17 protein-coding genes are annotated in these 20,819 nt (G+C 49.4%); 15 read left to right on the top strand and 2 right to left on the bottom strand.

Annotated features, from left to right (window positions below; genetic code table 11):
* Positions 1-4: 4 nt before the first annotated feature.
* Positions 5-901: a LysR family transcriptional regulator gene (locus EXW96_RS17675; RefSeq protein ID WP_062409581.1), complete on the bottom strand. Its 897-nt coding sequence runs from the start codon at positions 899-901 to the stop codon at positions 5-7.
* A 138-nt stretch (positions 902-1,039) separates the two neighbouring features.
* Positions 1,040-1,894 carry a polysaccharide deacetylase family protein gene (locus tag EXW96_RS17680; RefSeq protein WP_174351079.1) on the bottom strand — a complete coding sequence of 285 codons (855 nt, stop codon included), beginning with the start codon at positions 1,892-1,894 and terminating at the stop codon, positions 1,040-1,042.
* Positions 1,895-2,296: 402 nt separating this feature from the next.
* On the opposite strand from EXW96_RS17680, the gene EXW96_RS17685 reads away from it, so the two are divergent.
* The 15 genes from EXW96_RS17685 (at position 2,297) to EXW96_RS17755 (ending at position 20,818) form a co-directional block, all read left to right on the top strand.
* Entirely contained in the window at positions 2,297-4,033 is a 1,737-nt protein-coding gene (locus EXW96_RS17685; RefSeq protein ID WP_174351080.1) for a methyl-accepting chemotaxis protein, read from the top strand.
* A gap of 216 nt (positions 4,034-4,249) precedes the next feature.
* Entirely contained in the window at positions 4,250-4,954 is a 705-nt protein-coding gene (locus EXW96_RS17690) for a FadR/GntR family transcriptional regulator (RefSeq protein ID WP_062409580.1), read from the top strand.
* A gap of 126 nt (positions 4,955-5,080) precedes the next feature.
* Complete coding sequence (locus tag EXW96_RS17695) at positions 5,081-6,244, top strand: iron-containing alcohol dehydrogenase (protein WP_174351081.1); 1,164 nt, start codon at positions 5,081-5,083, stop codon at positions 6,242-6,244.
* A gap of 17 nt (positions 6,245-6,261) precedes the next feature.
* Entirely contained in the window at positions 6,262-7,299 is a 1,038-nt protein-coding gene (locus tag EXW96_RS17700; RefSeq protein WP_217437413.1) for a TRAP transporter substrate-binding protein, read from the top strand.
* Between the two features lie 65 nt (positions 7,300-7,364).
* A complete protein-coding gene (locus EXW96_RS17705; protein WP_174351083.1) occupies positions 7,365-7,895 on the top strand; it encodes a TRAP transporter small permease in 531 nt (176 codons plus the stop codon).
* Positions 7,892-9,157, top strand: coding sequence for a TRAP transporter large permease (locus EXW96_RS17710; RefSeq protein ID WP_174351084.1), 1,266 nt, complete (start codon positions 7,892-7,894; stop codon positions 9,155-9,157). Before EXW96_RS17705 ends, EXW96_RS17710 begins: the two co-directional genes overlap by 4 nt.
* A 54-nt stretch (positions 9,158-9,211) precedes the next feature.
* Positions 9,212-10,645 carry an NAD-dependent succinate-semialdehyde dehydrogenase gene (locus tag EXW96_RS17715; protein WP_174351085.1) on the top strand — a complete coding sequence of 478 codons (1,434 nt, stop codon included), beginning with the start codon at positions 9,212-9,214 and terminating at the stop codon, positions 10,643-10,645.
* 4 nt (positions 10,646-10,649) lie between these two features.
* Positions 10,650-12,083: an FAD-binding oxidoreductase gene (locus EXW96_RS17720; protein ID WP_137670839.1), complete on the top strand. Its 1,434-nt coding sequence runs from the start codon at positions 10,650-10,652 to the stop codon at positions 12,081-12,083.
* Between the two features lie 6 nt (positions 12,084-12,089).
* Positions 12,090-13,382, top strand: a complete 1,293-nt coding sequence (locus EXW96_RS17725) for a (Fe-S)-binding protein (protein ID WP_074729482.1) — start codon at positions 12,090-12,092, stop codon at positions 13,380-13,382.
* Positions 13,383-13,764: 382 nt separating this feature from the next.
* A complete protein-coding gene (locus EXW96_RS17730; protein WP_174351086.1) occupies positions 13,765-14,712 on the top strand; it encodes an LLM class oxidoreductase in 948 nt (315 codons plus the stop codon).
* Positions 14,713-14,765: 53 nt separating this feature from the next.
* Entirely contained in the window at positions 14,766-14,969 is a 204-nt protein-coding gene (locus EXW96_RS17735) for a hypothetical protein (protein ID WP_054817419.1), read from the top strand.
* 550 nt (positions 14,970-15,519) lie between these two features.
* Complete coding sequence (locus tag EXW96_RS17740; protein ID WP_074729485.1) at positions 15,520-16,320, top strand: enoyl-CoA hydratase/isomerase family protein; 801 nt, start codon at positions 15,520-15,522, stop codon at positions 16,318-16,320.
* A 135-nt stretch (positions 16,321-16,455) separates the two neighbouring features.
* On the top strand, positions 16,456-18,018 hold the full coding sequence (locus EXW96_RS17745) for a benzoate-CoA ligase family protein (RefSeq protein ID WP_062409572.1): 1,563 nt from the start codon (positions 16,456-16,458) through the stop codon (positions 18,016-18,018).
* A gap of 107 nt (positions 18,019-18,125) precedes the next feature.
* Positions 18,126-19,004, top strand: coding sequence for a phenylacetic acid degradation operon negative regulatory protein PaaX (gene paaX / locus EXW96_RS17750; RefSeq protein WP_074729486.1), 879 nt, complete (start codon positions 18,126-18,128; stop codon positions 19,002-19,004).
* 38 nt (positions 19,005-19,042) lie between these two features.
* Positions 19,043-20,818: an adenine deaminase C-terminal domain-containing protein gene (locus EXW96_RS17755; RefSeq protein ID WP_174351087.1), complete on the top strand. Its 1,776-nt coding sequence runs from the start codon at positions 19,043-19,045 to the stop codon at positions 20,816-20,818.
* Position 20,819: the final 1 nt, after the last annotated feature.

Here is a 20,819-nt window from a genome sequence, read left to right on the forward strand (position 1 = left end):
TGAATCAGGGATGGACAAAATCAACGGATTCGCTCATATCCTGCAGATCGGTGGTTTTAATAAAGTCGACAAACGCTTTGACGACATTGTTTTGCAGCGATTCCTCATAGTAAAACATCCATGTTTCCCGCTTGAGAGGAATATTGTCCTTATCCGTCAGCTCGATTTTATAAATATCCTGTACATCCCTTAAAAACCTCGACGGCAGGAAGGCATAGCCGAGGCCGTTTTTCACCATTTCCTTGCAGGTGTCCGCCCGGTCTACCTTGATAGCGGTAAGCGGCGCCCTGGTATAACGATCCGCCCACCAACGATCGATGAGGGATTTAAATAAGGTATCGGTATAATAGTCGATTCTCGGCGCTTGGGGAAGATCGTTCAGATCGATCTTTTCTTTGGAGACGATCCATATCTTCTCCTCAAATAAAAGATGCTTCTCACCCGGCCAGCTGTAATCTCCGCGAACGAAACCGATGTGAATATCACGATGATAGGCCATCTGAAAAATATCTTTGCTGAATGCGGTGTCTAATTGAAAATCCACACGCGGATACTGATCCCGAAACCATTTTAATAAAGCGGGAAGCTCATATTTTCCAAAATAATGGGAGACGCCGATGCGGAGCGTTCCTGCAATGTCCTGATTCATGTTCAGCACGGCTTCCTTGATTTCGCGGAACGTGGAGATCAGCTGCCCGGCCCGTTTGGCCAAATACTCTCCCTGCGGGGTAAAATGGACGCCCCGGATTCCCCGATTGACGATTTTGACCCCGAATTCCTCTTCGATATGCATCAGCCGTTTGGTTAGCGCAGGCTGTGTAATATATAAAATTTGGGCGGTTTTTGTAATGTTTTTCTGCTCGTAGAGCACGTGCAGGATAGTCCAGTCGCGTTCGTCCATGACGTTGTCCCCCGTGTACATAGAAGTGTTAACTTCAGTTTACCCTGAACAGGCCATAAATGAAAATGGGATACTGGAACTCCCGTCTGCGGCAATGCTTTTGGTTTGGGATGAACAAAGCGTTGAGCCGGGAGCCTGTCACTTCAGATTCAAAAGCTGGGGAACGGTAAGCAGCTTATAGCTTCTGCCGCGCAGCGTTTGGATGACGACGGGAAGCGCGTCTACCGATCCCTGCAGGCTTTCGCCGACACCACCGGCGCTGTGCTGAAGAACAATCGATCCTGGACGGGTATGGGCGAGGATGTTGGCTGCGACCTGCCTGCCGCTCAACTGCATCCAATCGAGGCTGTCCACATTCCACAAAATGACTTTTTTCTTCGCTTTGACCGCTTCCTCTACGACCGTATCGCTAAGCGCTCCGTAAGGCGGCCGGAAGAGAACAGGAGTGATTCCCGTCAGTCTGCGGATCACTTCGTCTGTTCGTTGGATTTGGGAACGGACGTCTTCGGCGGCTGTCAGCTTCGCAAGATTGGGATGGTTCCAGCTGTGGTTGCCGATCACGTGTCCCTCTCTGGCGATACGCCGCAGCACATCGGGATTGGCTTCGCATCGGCGGCCGACGACGAAAAAAGTGGCCTTCACATGAAAGCGGGCGAGCGCATCGAGAACCATCGGTGTCCATAGGCCATCCGGACCATCGTCGAACGTCAAGGCCGCTTCTTTGCGCAGCGGACCGTGAAGGATGACCTCGGTCGGATATTTGGACGACCAATCGAGATGTTCAATATGGGGGGCATGTTCTTCCGGTCTCTCGGGCCCCCCGATGTGAGGCTCCACCGGCGCAGGCTCCCGTAATCCGCCATGCTGAATCGGCACGACGGGATGGCGGTTCCGCCAATCATATGCGGTGTATGGCGTTGCGCAGCGGGAAGGACCGTAAACAACTGAGCCTTGCCGATTTACCCAGGTAACCAAAGGGAAAGGCTTGCACATCGTTGTATCTCTCCTGAATGCTTTCCTGTTCCTGCGGAAAGCTTCGATGTTGGGGGGGCGAAACCTGCATCCAATATTGCAGCGGCTTGTGCGCCGATATGTTACAGCCTATGTACTAAAGCTTATGCAGGTTCCTTCCATAACAGATCTGTCCGGCTTTTGGACGGTCTGATTTGCCCATACCGAAAAAATCCAGTTGTAACCGCATACATTGGCCGTATGAGTCAAAAGTCCTTGTTTTTGTCGAAATTTCATAAAAAATCCTGAAAAAATCTAAAAGTTAGGGAGTGCCATGTCGATATATAAATATAGCCGTGTAAATAAAAAAATAACAATCCTTACTTTGGTGGGGAAGACATCGGCATCGAGCGGTTTGTTACTATACATAATGGAGGAGAACGCATGAAATGGTTTAAAAATTCGTTTAATTGGTTTAATAATTTAAAAATTTCAATGAAGTTTGTTTTGAGTTTCTCTATCGTGCTGCTTATTTTGGTAGCCATAGGGTTATTCGGAATCACTAACGCCAACAGGATCAATAATAATCTGGAAGATATCTATGCCAACCGTTTGGTGGCCATTACCGAGCTGGGGACGGTGTCCTCAAATTTGCATAGAATCAACAGCAGTGTCGGCAGTTATATGTTAAACACCGATCCGGAAAGCCGTAATGCGGAAAAAGCGAAGATTGAAGAAAGCTCCAAACAGATCGAAGAGGCGTTGCAACGGCTCTCCACTGTCCGACTCACCGATGCGGAACTCAAAGAATTGAACTTGTTTCAAAACTTATGGAAGCAGTATCTGCCTGAAGTGGACAAGGTATATGGTTACATCAACAATAACCAGATGGAGTTTGCGATAACCCAATATCAGAGACAAGTATTAAACCGAATGAGCGGGGTAGACAGAAGCTTCCAAAATTTCATTGAAATGAACAAAGAAAATGCTCATACGGCCTATGTGGAATCCAATAAAGTGTACCAGGGAGTCATTCAGTTCTCGGCGATTTTTATGGTGGTATCTTTTATCCTGTCGGCACTGCTGGGTTATCTGATGACGAACTCGATCCGCAGGCCGTTGAACCAGTTGTTAAGTCTTTCGGAGAGAATTGGCCGGGGAGATCTGTCTCAGACGATCAGCATCAAGCGGAAGGATGAATTCGGAGAACTGGCGGGATCATTTGAAAAAATGAGAGTGAATCTGATCGAGATCGTTGAGAACGTGAAGCATTCTTCCGCCATACTATCCGGCTTGTTTAATGAAATTCGGGATCATGCCGACAATACCGGCAAAGCGTCCACCATGTTCTATGAAGGTTTGCAGGAAAGCGCCGAAAAGTCGAGGGTTCAATCCGAGCAAGTCACCAACGATGCCGTTATTATCAAAGAGATGGCCCATGGTCTCCAGCAGGTAGCTGTCAGTATCGATCAAATCGGAATTCATTCCATTGAAATGGAACAGTCGTCTACCAGTGGAGTCGTTGTCGTTCAAAAAGCGGTTGAAAAGATTAGCCATGTGCAAAAAGAGGTCCATCATTCATTTGAAACCATGACTGAATTAATGGAGCTGTCCAAAGAGATTGGGCAGGTCATGCACACGATCAGAAATATTGCCGAGGAGACCAACCTGTTATCCTTGAATGCCTCTATTGAAGCGGCGCGTGCCGGCGAAGCGGGACGGGGATTTGCCGTGGTCGCGCATGAAGTCAGAAAGCTCGCGGACAACAGCAGCCAGGCGGCGAATCATGTACAGACGATGATTTCCAGAATTCAGGAAAGCAGCGAGAATGCCATGCGGTCGATCGAGCTCTCCCTTCGTGAGATCGACGAAGGTCAAGCCAGTGTTGGTGAAGCGGGTGCCGCCTTTACCGAAATTCAAAACTGGATTCTTAACATCAACAATAACATTCAGGATGTATCGGCTTCCGTTGAAGAACTGGCAGCGGGGAGTCAGCAGATCAATGTATCCATTCAAGGGATCGAACAATTCTCTTCTCAAACCGCTCAATCGAGTCAGGAGTTTGCCGCCATTTCCGCCGAGCAGATCCATTCTATGGATCAGGTGATCAGCTCTATTAAGCAGCTGTACGAGACGACGCAGGAAATGAACAAGGCGATTAACCGTTTTGTTTTGAAATAGCAGCATAGCAAGGGAACGCCGGGGTCTTAGGAAGCCGGCGTTTGCTGTTTTGTTGAAAGAGCGGCTTCTGCATGCATCGCATGACCGCAAAAAGTATCGAAACATGAATAAATTATTGTTGAAATTCCCCGAATGCAATGATAGAATACTTTTGGGTAAGGTGGTACTACCACTTATCCACTATACGACCCGATCAAAGTTAAAGGTGTGATAAACATGAATTATGCTCCGATAAAAAAACAAAAAGTACATGAGATTATCATAGGCAGAATTAAAGAGTCCATCGAATCGGGAAAGTTGAAGCCTGGAGACAAGCTTCCGGCAGAAAGAGAATTGGCGGCGATGTTTTCCGTCTCCAGAGGCCCTATTCGTGAAGCGATCAGCGTACTGGCTTCGAAAGGAATTATTACGGTAAAGCCTGGAAGCGGTATCTTTTTGAATCATAATGATGATTTGTTTTCGTTGTTCGATTCCATTCTGAACGATGGAGATCACGATATTTTTGAATTGCTGGAATTGCGTATTGGTGTCGAAAGCTATGCCGCCTTTTTTGCCGCCCAGCGAAGAACCGAAGAGGAACTGAAGCGAATCAAAAGCGCGCTTGACCAAATGGAAAGCTCCATCAAGCGGGGCGAGCTTGCCGTTGAAGAAGATTTTGCCTTTCATACGGCCATTATTGAAGCCAGCCATAACTCCCTGATGATCAACACGTTTAAATTAATCTCGGATATGTTTATTCGAGGGGTGTATCAGGCCAGGATCGATGCGCTTAAAATTCCGGGAAAAACGGAAGAGGTGTTTATTGAGCACAGACTGGTCTACGAAGCGATTCTTGCTTCCGATCCTGAAATGGCCCGGAAAGCGATGGCGGATCATATCGGCAATATCTCGCATCAATTGAACGCGATGGAAGAAATTTGATCTACGGGTTCTTTCCAAGCGATCTGGAAAGGACACCGTTTTATATATATGGAAGACGGTCATGCTTGGGTTGACGCATGTTCGCCGCATGACCGCACAAAGGAGATAGAAAGGGGCAGGCGCAACTTGGACAGCTACCAATATTTTATGCCCACGCATATGGAGTGTGGGCAGGGACTTGCGAGGAAAACAGGAGAGTTTCTGAAACCGTATACCAAAGATAAAGTTTTGATTGTTACTGATCCGGGCGTGAGAAAGGCGAACATTCTGGAGCCGGTCGAAGCGTCTTTGAAGCAGTACAGCATCCCATATGATATTTTTGATGAAGTGGAACCGAATCCAACGAGCAAGGTGGTTGATAAAGCCACTGCGTTTTTACAAAAGAGCAATTATGACCTTATATTAGCCGTTGGCGGAGGAAGCAGCATCGATACGGCGAAGGCTATAGCTGTAATGGCCAATAACAGTGGAAGCATTCTCGATTATGAGGGAGTGAACAAAATACCCAATCCTTCTCTTCCGTTGGTTGCCATTCCTACTACAGCCGGAACGGGGAGCGAGGCCACGCCATCGACGGTGGTTACGAACACGCAGACCTTATTTAAAACGGCCATTCTAAGTCCGTATTTATATCCGAAGCTGGCGATATTAGACCCTGAGCTTACCTTAAAGCTGCCGCCTTCCATTACTGCCGCAACGGGAATGGATGCGCTTACTCACGCGATTGAATCTTATACCTCCAAACTGGCGAGTCCTGTAAGTCAGTCTTTTGCGATTCACGCCGTAAAAATGATCGGGGATAACCTGCACAAAGCTTACTTCGTAGGGACGGACATGGAAAGCAGGAAAAATATGCTGGTGGCTTCTTTTATTGCCGGAATCGCTTTTGCGCACTCGCGACTCGGCAATGTACACGCGATTTCACATACGTTTGGAGGCGTTTTCAATATTCCTCACGGTATCGCGAATGCCACTTTGCTGCCGTATGTTCTCGCATTTAACCTGCCTGCATGTCCCGAGAAATTCAAGGATATTGCCGTAGCCTTAGGGGAAGATGTGAGTGGTTTATCTGCGATGGAAGCAGGAGGGAAAGCGATTGAAGCGGTCGTAAAGATGAACAAGGCCTTTAACATTCCGAACAATATCAAGGATTTGGGAGTATCATTGGATTACCTCCCGCAAATGATCAAGGACTCTATGAGAAGCGGTAATGTGTTGGCGAATCCGAGGCTGACCAGTGATAACGATATTAAGCAAATTATTGAAAACGCTTATCAGGGCGTTATATAAAAAAGGGGGTCATGATATTGAAAAAATCGATCTTATCCATGGTATTCGTACTTGCCGCAAGCGCTGCATTATCCGCATGTTCATCTGCAGGTTCTTCAGGGGATACAGGAGCCGGCTCGGGCAAAACGTATGAAATTAAGGTTGCGCACGCCTCTCCCGCCACGAATGACCGGCTTGAAACCTCTTTGCAGGAATTCAAAAAAGAAGTGGAAGCCAAAAGCAACGGCGCCATCAAAATCAACACCTTTCCAGCGAGTCAGCTTGGCGGAGAAAGAGAACAAATCGAGGGCGTCCAATTAGGCTCGCTGCATATGGCTGCTGTAAGTACGGGACCGCTTCCCGGTGTATTCAAGGACTCGATGGTGTTTGATTTGCCGTTTTTGTTTAACAATGAAGAACAGGCTTATACCGTATTGGATGGTCCGGTAGGCCAGGAGCTTTTGCAAAATATGGCGGCGCAGACGGGGATTCGCGGACTGGCATGGGGCGAGAATGGGTTCAGACATTTTACCAATAATATCAGACCCATACAAAAACCGGAGGATTTGAAAGGCTTGAAGATCAGAACGCAGGAAAATCCTCTTCATATGGATATGGTGAAGGCTTTGGCCGCCAGCCCGACACCGATGGCATTTGGAGAAGTGTACTCGGCGCTGCAGCAGGGAGTGATCGACGGCCAGGAGAACCCCATCTCATTGATTGAAAGCATGCGCTTTTACGAAGTGAATAAATACGCTACATTAGACGGTCACGTATACAGCCCTTATGTGCTTATGATCAATGACGCTTTCTATCAAACGCTTCCGCAGGATCTGCAAAAGGTGTTGGCGGATGCAGCCAAGAACTGGAGTACGGTGCAGCGTGATTTGAACAAAAAGCAAGTGGATGCCGGAGTGGAAACCCTCAAGCAAAAAGGGATGAACATTATTGAATTGACGGATGAGCAAAAGGAAGCCTTCCGGAATGCGACGAAATCCGTCTATGACAAATATCGTAATGAACTGAGCAGCGGATTGATAGATAAAGTCTTACAGGCTGCCGAAGAAGCGAAGTAAATGGAATAAGCCAGTCCGGGGAGCGCTCTTCCTGGAATGGTTGAAACAGATTGGGGGGCAGTATTATGCGGAATCTGGTTAAAAGGTTAGATAAGATTCTGACCAAAGTTGAAGAGAATCTGATTTTTGTTCTGATGCTCGCCATGCTTGTCGTCGTGTTTATCGGGATTATGAATCGCTTTATTTTAAAAGAATCATTGCCGTGGGCAGAAGAGCTTTCCCGGTATTTATTAATATGGTCTGCCTTGATTGGCGCGAGTTTGGGCGTAAAGCATTCCGTTCATATCAGCATCGATGCGGTTACGAACTTTCTGCCTGCGCGACTGCAGCGGGGCATCGTCATTTTGAGCTATCTGATTTCTTTTAGTTTTTGCATAACCGTGTTGGTCATCGGGATCCCGTTCGTGTTGAGATTAATGGAAACCAATCAGCTTTCTCCGGCCATGCGAATCCCGATTTACTTTGCGTATGCTTCTGTTCCGGTAGGTATTTTCTTCATGGCCATCCGTTATTTTTGCTTAACGGTTTATGAATGCACAACCAACCGTCACGCGGTTGAAAAAGTCGAAACCGATAAGGAGGTTTTGGCAGGGTGAGCGCTACATTATTTGTCTCGATGCTGACGCTGTTGGCATTAAATGTTCCGCTGGCGATCGGGATCGCATTTGCATCGATTATCGCTATTCTATTTGCGTCGGATGTACCTTCGTTTGTTGCGGTTCAAAGAATATTTACGGGTCTGGATTCGTTTACGATTATGGCCATCCCGTTCTTTGTTCTCGCCGGGAAGATCATGGAAAAGGGAGGAATATCCCAACGTTTGATCGGACTTGCGGCAAGCATTGTAGGTTCCACAACAGGCGGTCTGGCGATTATCGCGATTCTTGCCAGTATGTTTTTCGCCGCCATATCCGGGTCTGCGCCGGCAACGGTGATTGCAATCGGAAGCATCATGGTTCCGGCCATGGTGAAAGCAGGGTATGAAAAGGGCTTCTCCATTGCGCTGATGGCTACGGCTGGGACCATAGGTGTGATCATTCCTCCGAGCATCCCTTTCATTACTTATGGAATTACGGCAAACGTCAGTATTGGCGACCTGTTTATCGCAGGCGTCATCCCGGGACTCTTGATCGGGATATCATTGATGATTTACAGTTACTTCTATTCCAAGAAGCATGGATACCGTGGAGGAGAAAAAACCAGTTTTTCAAAATTTTTCAATCAATTAAGGGTTTCTATATTGGGCGTTCTCATGCCGGTGATTATTTTGGGCGGCATTTACGGCGGAATTTTTACTCCGACGGAATCGGGAGCAATTGCTTGCGTCTATGGTTTGATCGTTTCTTTTTTCTTTTATAGGGAATTAAAATTATCCGATTTAAAAGGGCTTTTTGTAGAAACTGGCTACATATCTGCGATGATTTTGCTGATTATGGCGGCGGCAAATATTATGAGCTGGATTCTGACAGCTGAGCAAGTGCCTAACAAAGTGGCGGAGATTGTGGGACCTTATGCTACAGACGGAATCATGTTACTGATTATTATTAACATTATTTTGTTAATTCTCGGGACTTTCCTGGAATTGAATGCAGCTATCATTATTGTCGTTCCTATCCTGCTGCCGTTACTGGCCCAGTTTGACATTAATCTTGTCCATTTTGGGGTTATTATGATTGTAAACATGGCCATTGGATTGTTAACCCCGCCGCTTGGAGTCAATTTATTTGTGGCCAAAACGCTGGGTGATATCAGTTTCAATACGATCGTCAGAAGGGTCGTACCTTTATTGGTTGTCGTATTGATTGATTTGATTTTAATTACTTTTATTCCAAAAATTTCGATGTTTCTGTTGGGATAGATGATATAATAAGAATGATTCTTCCGAATAGGGAATGAACAGGAGGCGGTTGACATGCTGTATATCAATGGGGAATTTTGTAAGGCAAAGTCCAATCAAACCTTTGACGTGATCAATCCGGCGACGGGTGAAATTGTAGAAAGCGTTGCCAAAGGGGGCGCGGAGGACGCGCAAGCCGCTATTGACGCAGCGCAGGCCGCACTGCAGCCCTGGTCCCGTTTAACGGCAAAGGAACGCTACGCGTATTTGACCCGGACGGCGGGAATCCTTCGCAGCCGTACCGAAACGATCGCGGAGCTGATCACCCGTGAGATGGGTAAACCGCTGGCCGAGGCGAGAGGAGAGATCGCTCTGGCCATTGACTACCTGGACTGGTATGCCGAAGAAGGGAAACGCATCTATGGAGATACCATACCGGCGTCGGCCCCGAACAAGCGCATCTTCGTTTTGCGTCAGCCGGTAGGTGTGGTCGGGGCGATCACCCCGTGGAACTTCCCGATCGCGATGATCACCCGCAAGCTCGCTCCGGCGCTGGCGGCAGGCTGTACGATCATTCTCAAGGCGGCATCGGCTACGCCGCTTGCGGCCATCGAGGTGTTCAAAGCGCTGCATGAGGCCGGTGTGCCCAAGGGTGTGGCCAACCTGGTCAACGGCTCCGCCTCCGAAGTGGTCGGTACGTTGATGGCCAGCCCCGTGGTACGCAAGATTACCTTCACCGGCTCCACCGAAGTCGGTAAAGAGCTCGTGCGCCAGTCGGCCGACACGATGAAGAAGGTATCGATGGAGCTTGGCGGACACGCTCCGCTTCTCGTATTCGAGGATGCCGATCTGGAGAAAGCGACAGAGGGCGCGATCGCCAGCAAGTTCCGCAACGCGGGCCAAACATGTGTTTGCACCAACCGCATTTATGTGCAGAAATCCGTCGCCGAGTCCTTTGCCAACATCATGGCGGAGAAAGTCAAGAAGCTGGTCATCGGCAACGGATTGAACGACGGCGTCCATATCGGTCCGTTGATCGACCAGGCGGCGGTGGCAAAAGCGCAGGAGCATATCGACGATGCGGTAGCCAAAGGTGCGACCATCCTAGCCGGCGGCAGCAAGCTGACTGAGGGCGAACTGGCCAACGGCTGCTTCTTCGCGCCGACCGTACTGCTGAATGCAACGCATGAGATGAAGATTTCCTATGAAGAAACGTTCGGTCCGGTCGCGCCGATCTTCACGTTTGAAACCGAGGAAGAAGCGATCCGCTATGCGAACGACACCGAATACGGACTGGCCTCTTACATTTATACCAAAGACGGCTCCCGCATGTTCCGGGTGGCCGAAGCGCTGGAGTACGGCATCGTCGGCATCAACGACTCGCTGCCTACCGTAGCGCAGGCTCCGTTCGGCGGGATCAAGGAATCCGGCGTCGGACGCGAGGGCGGCAAGTACGGTATTGAAGATTATTTGGAGTATAAATTCCTGTCCCTCCAGTTGGACCTGTAAAAGGATGATTGCTGTGGCTTACAGAAAAGTAGATTCGGACATCGTACGCAGAGTACGTGCCATCATTCCTGAACATAAGCGCGTGATGACGGAAAAGCCGGATTTGGCCGGCTATTCCTTTGACGGATCGTTTGGCACCTATATGCCGGAGCTGGTCGTGCAGCCCAAAAGCACCGCCGAGGTGGCGGCCATCGTCAAGCTGGCCTACGATGAAATCATTCCGGTGTATCCGCGCGGCCAGTCGACTTCGCTTTCCGGCGGACCGCTTCCTGTCGAAGGCGGCATTGTGCTGGACCTGTCCCGGTGGGATGAGAAGCTGGAGATTTACCCCGAAGATTTAATCGCTGTCGTTTCCCCGGGCGTATTGACCTCAAGTATACATGCGGCGGCGGAAAAGGCGGGGCTGATGTACCCGCCCGACCCGAGCAGCTCCGCCGTTTCGACCATCGGCGGCAACCTGGCCGAGAATTCCGGGGGCCCGCGCGGCTTGAAGTACGGGGTAACCAAAGACTATGTGCTGGGGCTGGAATTCGTCACGCCGCAGGGCGAAATTATCCGTACGGGCGGCCGTACGGTGAAGAACGTCACCGGCTACGATCTGACCAAGCTGATTGTCGGATCGGAAGGTACGCTTGGCGTCATTACGGAAGCGACGCTGCAGCTGATTCCCAAGCCGCCGAAAACGGCGACGCTGCTGGCGATCTTTGACGATATCGTGACCTCCGGGCAAGCGATCTCGAAGGTGCTGACCTCGGGCATCCTGCCCTCCAAGATGGAGATCATGGATCAGGCCTGTATTCACGCGGTGGAAAACTACGAGCCGAGCGGACTGCCTGTCGATGCGGAGGCGATCATCCTGATTGAGGTGGACGGTCATGCCCGCACGGTAGAGGAAGAAATCCGGGAAGCCGGTCGGATTTGTGAGGCCATCGGGGCCCGCAAGGTACAGATTGCCAGCACGGCAGCGGAGGAGGCCAATTTGTGGAAGGCACGCAAAATGGTGTCTCCGGCGATCACCCGGGTCAAGCCGACCAAGATTTCCGAGGATGCCACCGTTCCGCGCAGCCAGATTCCGGCGATGTTTGCCCGGCTGAAGGCGATCCGCGAAAAATACAACGTCAACCTCGTCGTATTCGGCCATGCCGGAGACGGCAATCTGCATCCGAACATTGTCGCCGACAAGCGGGACAAAGAAGAGATGAAGCGTGTCGAGCAGGCCGTGACGGAGATCTTTGAAGCGGCCATCGAGTTGGGCGGCACGCTGTCCGGCGAGCACGGCATCGGCAACATGAAGGCGCCGTTTATGGAGATGGAGCTGGGCAAAGCGGGGCTTCAGATGATGAAGCTGATCAAGGATAGTTGGGATCCGAAAAATATTATGAATCCGGGCAAGATTTTTCCTGCTCCCGGGCAGCGGCTCAACTTAACGGAGGGGTAGCGGCCGATGAAGCATACCAAAGAATTGCCATACGACGAAACGATCCAATGCGTCCAGTGCGGCTACTGTTTGCCGGCTTGCCCTACCTATGTGACCATGGAACGGGAGACCCATTCGCCCCGCGGCCGGATCAATCTGGTGAAGATGGCGGCGGAAGGACATCTGTCGCTTCATGAGCTGGAGGGGCCGCTCGATCTGTGTCTGGGCTGCCGCGCCTGTGAAACGGCCTGTCCGTCGGGCGTAGAGTACGGTAAAATTCTGGAAGGTGCGCGGGAAGTGCTGGCGGAGCATAAGGCCCGGCGCACCTCCAAGCCGCTGCGCAAGATGCAGGACGCCATGTTCCGGAACGTCTTTCCCGACTCGAAGAAGCTCAAGGTTGCGGCCGATATGATCTGGCTGTACCAAAAGAGCGGTCTGCAGAAGGTGGCGCACAAAGGAAAGCTGACGCGGGTTCTGCCCCAAAACCTGTGGGCCTTTGAGGAAGTGCTGCCGCAGGTGACTTCTCCCGCAGCGCGGCGCCATCGTCCGCGTCTCTTCGAACCTCCGCAGGGGACCAGGCCAAAATGGAAAGTGGCCTTTTTTACCGGCTGTATTATGGATGCGATGTTCGAGAAGATCAACCGGCTGTCCATGGAGCTGTTGGCGCTGGCAGGCTGCGAGGTGCAGGTGATCGCCGAGCAGACCTGCTGCGGGGCGCTTCACGCGCATGCCGGACGCAAGGACGATACGGTGATGCTGGCCAAGCAGAATATTGAGGCGTTTGAGCGGCTGGATGTCGATTTCATTATCAACAATGCGGGCGGCTGCGGCGCGATGCTGGTGGAATACGATCACCTGTTCCATGGTGACCCGGAGTGGGAAACGCGTGCGAAGGCCTTTGTGGCCAAAACCCGCGATATTACCCAGGTGCTGGCGCAATGTGAGCTGCCGCTGGCCAAACCGGTCGACGAGATCGTCACCTACCAGCGTTCCTGCCATATGACCAACGTCCAGAAGGTGGTCAAGGAGCCTTTGGAGCTGATCAAGCGGATTCCGGGGATCACGTATAAGGAAATGGCTAACCCGAATATGTGCTGCGGGTCGGCCGGGATTTACAATGTGGTTAATTACGAGGAATCCATGGAGATCCTCGACGTCAAGATGGAGACGGTAAAGACGACCCAGGCGACGACGATCGTCACCACCAACCCGGGCTGTCTGCTGCAGATGAAGCTGGGCGTGCAGAGAGAAGGCATGTCGGCCAAGGTTCGGACGGTTCACCTCGTTGAACTGCTGGCGGAGTCCTGCGGTATTTCATAAACATCAAGGGGCTGTCCCATAAGTCATCCTGACTGAGGGACGGCCCTTGTTATATGAAAGAAACGACGATAGGGCAGGAGTAAGGGGGGAAGCACAATCTCATCCAAAAACGTTTTGACGCGTGCTTCCGCATGTTTCAGATTCATACGGGTTTGGCGATTCACAAGCCACGACCAGCGTATGAGCATGGCCCACCCTATGAAAGATCATGTCTATATTGTAATTTATAAGAAAAGGCGCAGCGCTGCCGTATCCATTTACTTCGGATCATAGAATGGATATCCTTTTTTCAAGGAGGAGGTTACATAAAAGAAGAGAGGACGGGGCATTTTACCTTTTGTCCTGCGTTTGGCAATTTGCGGCGGAAGGAAACGATCGGCCTATGAATGACTTCAGTCGGCACCAAGGCTATAGACGGATGTTTAAAGAAAATCATTTGACGCTGGGACTGTTCTTTCCTTTGGAAGCGTATGAAGGAAGTATTCCGGTCATGAATGTGGAGGAACAAGTCAAGCTGGCAAAGAAAGCGGAGCAATGGAATTTTGCTTCCTTATTTGTACGGGATGTTCCATTATACGATCCCAACTTTGGAGACACCGGACAAATCTACGATCCCTGGGTCTATCTCGGATATATAGCGGCTCACACGGAAAAGATCGCTCTGGGTACGGGAAGTATTATAGTCACGCTAAGGCATCCTTTGCATGTCGCGAAAGCGGCTGCTTCTACCGACCTTATTTCCGGCAGACGGCTGATTCTTGGCGTGGCTACCGGCGATAGGCCTATGGAGTTTCCCGGCTTTTCGGTAGATTTTGATCAAAGAGGGGAACGGTTTCGGGAAGCCTTGTCCGTCATCAAAAACGTATGGAATCAATCATTTCCCGTCATTCAAACCCCCAGGGTACACATGGTCGGCGGAGATCTGCTGCCGAAGCCGGAATTGCGTGATATTCCGGTTCTGGTGACCGGCCATAGCGGCCAGTCGATGGAATGGATTGCGGCCAACGCAGACGGATGGCTGTATTACCCGCGCAATCTCTTTCATCAAACGAGCCTGATTCGGGATTGGCGTTCTCATTTGGAGGTCTTCAAGCCCTTTACCCAGTCTTTATATATCGATTTGGCGGAGGATCCGGATGAAGCGGCCAGCGCCATTCATTTGGGGTTTCGAATCGGCCGCAGGCGCTTGATCCAATTCATTGAAAATTTAAAAGCTGCCGGAGTGAATCATGTCGTATTCAATTTGAAATACGGCAGCCGTCCTGCAGCCGAAGTCATAGATGAGCTGGGCGAAGAAGTGGTGCCTTTGTTTCCTGCTTTAGATGTTTAGATGGTATTCTGACATGTGAAAGCATAAAAAATAAAAACGGACGGAGGGTTACCATGTTTGTAGTGAAACTGTATAATCAATCGGCGGAATGCCTGCATATCGGCCGTTTCGATGATCTTGCGTCATCGGAAGAAGCGGCCAAAAAGGGATTAAGATATAGTCATGTAGCGATCATATATGAAGGAGAAATGCCGGTAAAGCTGTATGATCAAGGCGAGTATAAAAACGGTTTTCCTTTAGGGGTCGGAAGCTATTAATCAAAAGACCGGCCAACCAAGCCAAAGTGAATCCAGGATCATCTATTAGATTCGCTTTGGTTTTTTTTATCCAGCAATTCCCGTATTGAAAAAAGAGGGAAAACCGGAGGGAACGAGGAACTATTACACTATTCAACTATTTCTCGATGATCTTATAAGTTAAAGCAGAATCGATAAGGAATTTATATTATGATAATATAACGTTTGTTAATAAAACGCAATACAAATTTGCGAAATAGCTTGTTAGTTTGCTCCAATAGTCCTCATAAATACGAAATACACCAGATGGTTTAAAATAAAGCGAATAATAAACATAAGCGTGTAAGCGATTTCAATCGTCCCTTGCCTTTCCAATCACATTACGATATATAATCCTACGATAAAAAAACATAATACGGATGTTAAATTGAGCATTTTAAAGCATGTGTGAGATTTATCACAGGAATTGAGCCAAAACTACCCAAATCTATTCTTGATAATATTCAAACAATTTTGTAAATTATGTATTGTATACGTAAGTCAAAAAAAACGTAATAGGAGGTTTTTAAACATGTCATCCGTATCTGTGAACAAGGAAACCGCACTGACACTTAAAAAAGAAAATGGAATCGCAGAAATTCATCTGCACGTGAACAAAACGAACTCCTACAGTCTGGACTTCTATCAAGAGTTGAATGCGGCGATTGACGATATCCGCTTTGATTCCTCGATTAAAGTTGCCATCCTCATGAGCGATGTACCGAAATTTTTCTCTGCCGGAGCGGATATTAACTTCTTGAAGGCGGCTGAGCCCCGTTTCAAAACGCAATTCTGCTTGTTCTGCAACGAGACACTGGATAAAATGGCGCGTTCCCCGCAAATTTTCATTGCCTGTCTTGAGGGACATACGGTCGGCGGCGGTCTGGAGATGGCGCTCGGGTGCGACCTTCGCTTTATGGGGGATCAAGCAGGTAAAATCGGTCTGCCGGAAATCTCGCTCGGGGTGCTCGCCGGAACCGGCGGAACGCAGCGGTTGGCGCGTTTGATCGGTTTCTCCCGCGCACTGGACATGAATATCACAGGCAAAACGATCTCGCCGCAGGAGGCGCTCGAAATCGGCCTGGTCAACGATGTGTTCCCGCAGGAGCAAACGCGCGAAAAAGTGCTGGAATACGCCAGAAAAATCGTCAACAGCGCATCCTATGCGGCTTCGAACATCAAGCTTTCCATCATGAACGGCAAAGAAATGCCGCTGAATGTGGCGATTCGTTACGAAGGCGAGCTGCAAAATCTGCTCTTCCGTTCCGAAGATGCTAAAGAAGGTTTAAGCGCTTTCCTGGAAAAACGGCAGGCAAACTGGAAAGGTCTGTAACAAATAAAACGGTTGTTACCCACAGTAGGCAAGAAAACCTCATAACGACGATATCCGCTGCAGCTTACAGCAGATATTGTCGTTATTCCTGCAGTCGTGCAATGAGTAATCCTGAACAAGAAGGTGGATATAACGATGGAATTGCGTGGAATCGGTTCTTCCTATAACGCGGCTACCCGTTTTATCGATGACAATGTGAGTAATGGATTAGGCGACAAAGCTGCTGTTTATTATAACGATCAGAGCATTACCTACAGTCAACTGCAAGAATTCGTTAATAGAGCGGGAAATGGGCTTAAAGAGCTGTCGGTTGAAATGGAGAATCGCGTTTTGCTGATATGCCACGATACACCGGAAATGATCGCCGCATTCTATGGTGCGGTCAAGATCGGAGCGGTTCCTATTCCGGTCAATACCATCATGGCGCCTGCCGATTATGAATATTTTTTAAATAACAGCAGAGCGAAAGCGGTTGTCGTCCATGAAGATATCTGGCATAAAATCCGTCATTTGCGTGACCGGTTTATTTATCTCAGGCATGTCATAGTGATTCATGATAGCGCTATCAAAGAGGCGGGCGTGATTGATTATCACGAATGGATCCAAGCGGCTTCGCCTCAGTTGGAGGTGGCTCTGACGGATCCCGGCGATTCGGCCTTTTGGCTGTACAGCTCGGGAAGTACAGGCAAGCCCAAAGGCGTGATCCATTTGCAGCACGATATGGAATGGGCTTATAACGCCTACGCCAAACAGATTTTGCAAATCAGGGGAGACGATATTACGTTTTCCGCCTCCAAGCTCTTTTTTGCCTACGGCTTAGGCAATGGCATGTATTTTCCGTTAGGTGCGGGAGCATCCACCGTATTATTGCGGGAGCGTCCAAAACCGGAGACGGTGCTTGAAACCATTGAGAAATATAAGCCGACGATCTTTTTCGGCGTACCGACGCTTTACGGTTCGATGATTGATTTAGTGGAGCGTTCGGGCAAAACGTACGATCTCTCTTCTCTCCGGCTTTGCGTATCGGCAGGAGAAGCACTGCCAGCTCAATTCATCAGGAAGTGGAGGCTGCTGTTCGGCGTCGATATTCTGGACGGAATCGGTTCTACGGAAGCGCTTCACATTTTTATATCGAACAGGGTCGGAGATATACGGGAAGGAAGCACAGGCAAGCTTGTTCCCGGTTATGAGGCCAAAATCGTGAATGAAATGGGAGAGGCTCTTCCTCCCAATGAAACGGGCGACCTGTTAATTAAAGGAGACAGCATCGCCAGCGCCTACTGGAATCTTCATGAGGAAAACAAAAACAAGTTTTACGGCGAATGGTTTCAAACCGGCGATAAATATTATATGGATGAAGAAGGCTACTTTTGGTATTGCGGCCGTTCCGATGACATGATTAAAGTCGGCGGCATCTGGGTCTCTCCTATTGAAGTTGAAAACGCTTTAATACGGCATGATGCCGTGCTGGAAGTCGCCGTGGTAGGCGCGAAACTGGACAGCAACCTGGTACAGCCTAAGGCCTATGTAGTGTTAAAGGAGGGGGTAGCCCCGTCGGATAGCTTAATGAATGATATGAAGGACTTTTTGAAGAAGGAACTGGCACCCTATAAATATCCGCGAATCATTGAATTTATCGATGAACTGCCCAAAACGGCTTCCGGTAAAATTCAACGCTTCAAGCTGAGAATCAGTTAGGGGACGAGTCCGTACCGCGGCCACCGTAATCTTGAAATTTTCTGAAAACTGGCATAATCTATTATCAGTGATTACCATTTACAATGAAGAAGGAGAACTTAACAAGAATGAAACCCAGATCACTGATGTTTACATTGTATGGTGACTTTATTCAATATTACGGTGGGGAAATCTGGATCGGAAGTCTGATTCGAATGATGGCTGAATTCGGAATCTCCGAATCGTCGGTACGCGGCGCAACGCTCCGTATGGTTCAGCAGGATCTTCTGCAGGTGAGAAGAGTAGGGAATAAAAGCTACTACAGCTTGACGGAAAAAGGAAAACGCAGAATCGAGGACGGCGTCAGAAGGGTATATTCGATCAAAAGCCACAAGTGGGACGGTTTCTGGCGAATTTTAACGTATTCCATGCCGGAGGAAAAACGCGACTTGAGAAATCAGGTCCGCAAGGAATTAAGCTGGACCGGATTCGGGATGATTTCCAACAGCACCTGGGTAAGCCCCAACCCCTTGGAAAAACAAATATTGGAAATGATCGAAACCTATGAATTAAAGGAATATGCGATGCTGTTCAGCTCCAGTTCCCTCTTATCGCATGACCAGCAGTACATCATTGACAAAGGCTGGAATTTGCAAAGCATTCAAGAGGATTACAAAACCTTCATCGAGACCTACAGGCCCAAATACGAGATGCTGAAAGAACGCGTCTGGAACGATTCCTTGACCAGTCTGGAAGCTTTTGTAGAACGAACATACCTTGTTCATTATTATAGAAAATTCCTGTTTAATGATCCCGGCTTTCCTCAGGATCTGCTGCCGCACAATTGGAACGGGAACGAAGCGAGGGATTTGTTTTGGAATATGCACCAGCTTCTCTCCACACTTTCGGTCAAATATTTTGAAAGCTTGTTTGAGCAGGCCCCTGACCGGGAAATTCAGGCCAAAAGGGAGAAGGCCATCAATCCGTTCGCAGAAATATATATTTGACCCATATTTGAAGGTCAATGCGTAAGGAGGAGCTTGCTTTGAAATCACATGCAACAAGAGTTGAATTGATTGAAGTTGCACAAGGTCGCCGTCCCGCGGATCTGTTCATCAAGGGCGGTACGGTGATTAACGTGTACTCGGGCGAGTTCCTGCCGCAGAACGTGGCTATCTACAAAGACCGCATCGCTTATATCGGGAATAGCGAAGCGGCAATAGGGGAACATACCCGGGTGATTCATGCCGAAGGGAAGTATGTCTCGCCGGGCTTTATCGAACCGCATGCACATCCATGGGTTGTATACAACCCTGTCAGCCTCACGATGAAATCGCTTTCATCGGGAACGACTACATTAGTGAACGATAATCTGTTTTTTTATCTCCATATGGGTGCTAGCGGGTTTAAAGCCATGCTGCAGGACCTTAGAGAATTGCCCGGAAATAATTTATGGCTCGTACGCCTGGTTTCGCAGGCGGAGTACCCGAGTGAGCGGGATGAGTTTAACGCCGGGGACGTCCGTTCTTTGCTTGAGCTTGAGGAGGTCGTCGGTACGGCGGAGATCACCCGCTGGCCGCTCTTGTATAAAGGCGATCCGTTTGTGATAGATACGATCGAATATGCCAAGCGTCTGGGGAAAATATCGGATGGACATACGGCCGGCTGCTCCTATGAAAAGCTGAATTCGATCGTGGCTGCAGGCATTAGCGCCTGTCACGAAGCGATTACCGCGCAAGAAGCTTTGGACCGGCTGCGTTTAGGCATGTGGACGACGCTGCGCAACAGCTCGCTGCGTCCGGATTTTCCCGAGATTATGAAGCTGATCACAGAAAATAAAGTGAGTACGAATCGTATTTTGCTGACGACCGATGGCCCTCACCCTGCCTTTATCGAGGAACAGGGCTCTGTCGACGGACTGCTGAGAATAGCGGTGGAGCTTGGATTGACTCCGATGCAGGCTGTTCAAATGGCGACGATTAATCCGGCCACCTTTCTCGGCCTGGATCAGGAAATCGGCGGAATCGCTCCCGCCCGGCGGGCCGACGTGCTGATTTTGCCGAACCTGGTTGATTTTCGTCCGGAGCTGGTCATTTCCGCCGGTACCATCGTAGCGTCGAAAGGCCAAATGCTTGTATCTCCACCGGTCATCGATTGGATGAAATACGTGGCCAAACCGGCGTTTACCATGGAACGGACGTTACTGCAGCATCCGGATTTGTACCGTTATCCGCATACCTCTTCAGCCGAACCCGTACCGGTCATTTATTTTCAAAGCAACGTGATCACAAAGAAAAAAGATACGGAGCTGCCTGTAAACAACGGGTATGCAGACCTGTCAAAGCATCCGGGGCTGGTGATGGCCAACCTGATCGACAGGGAAGGCCAATGGATCACCAAAGGCATTATGGAACGCTTTGCCGTAGATCTAGACGGGATGGCTTCCACCTATAATACGACGACACAATTGCTTGTCATCGGCAGGGATGCAGAGGCGATGGCGAAGGCGGCGGCACGTGTCCATGAGCTGGGCGGCGGTATTGTCATCGTAGACCGTGGAGAAATCATTGTAGAGATTCCGCTTCCGTTAGCCGGAATGATGACCACCGACCCTGAGTTTCACAAGGCGGTAGAGTATCAGGAAGTGCTGTTATCCGAGCTGAAGAAAAGGGGATTTCCTTTCCACGACATCCTGTATACGCTGCTGTTCCTGACATGCGATTTTCTTCCCGGGCTGCGATTAATTCCTCTTGGTCTTTATGACGTCAAGGCTGGCGGAGTCATTAAACCGGCCGCAGCGATCGAAACAGAAAGGGTGTAAG

Origin of the sequence: Paenibacillus sp. JMULE4 (assembly GCF_013337105.1) — a bacterium.
Lineage (GTDB): Bacteria > Bacillota > Bacilli > Paenibacillales > NBRC-103111 > Paenibacillus_G > Paenibacillus_G naphthalenovorans.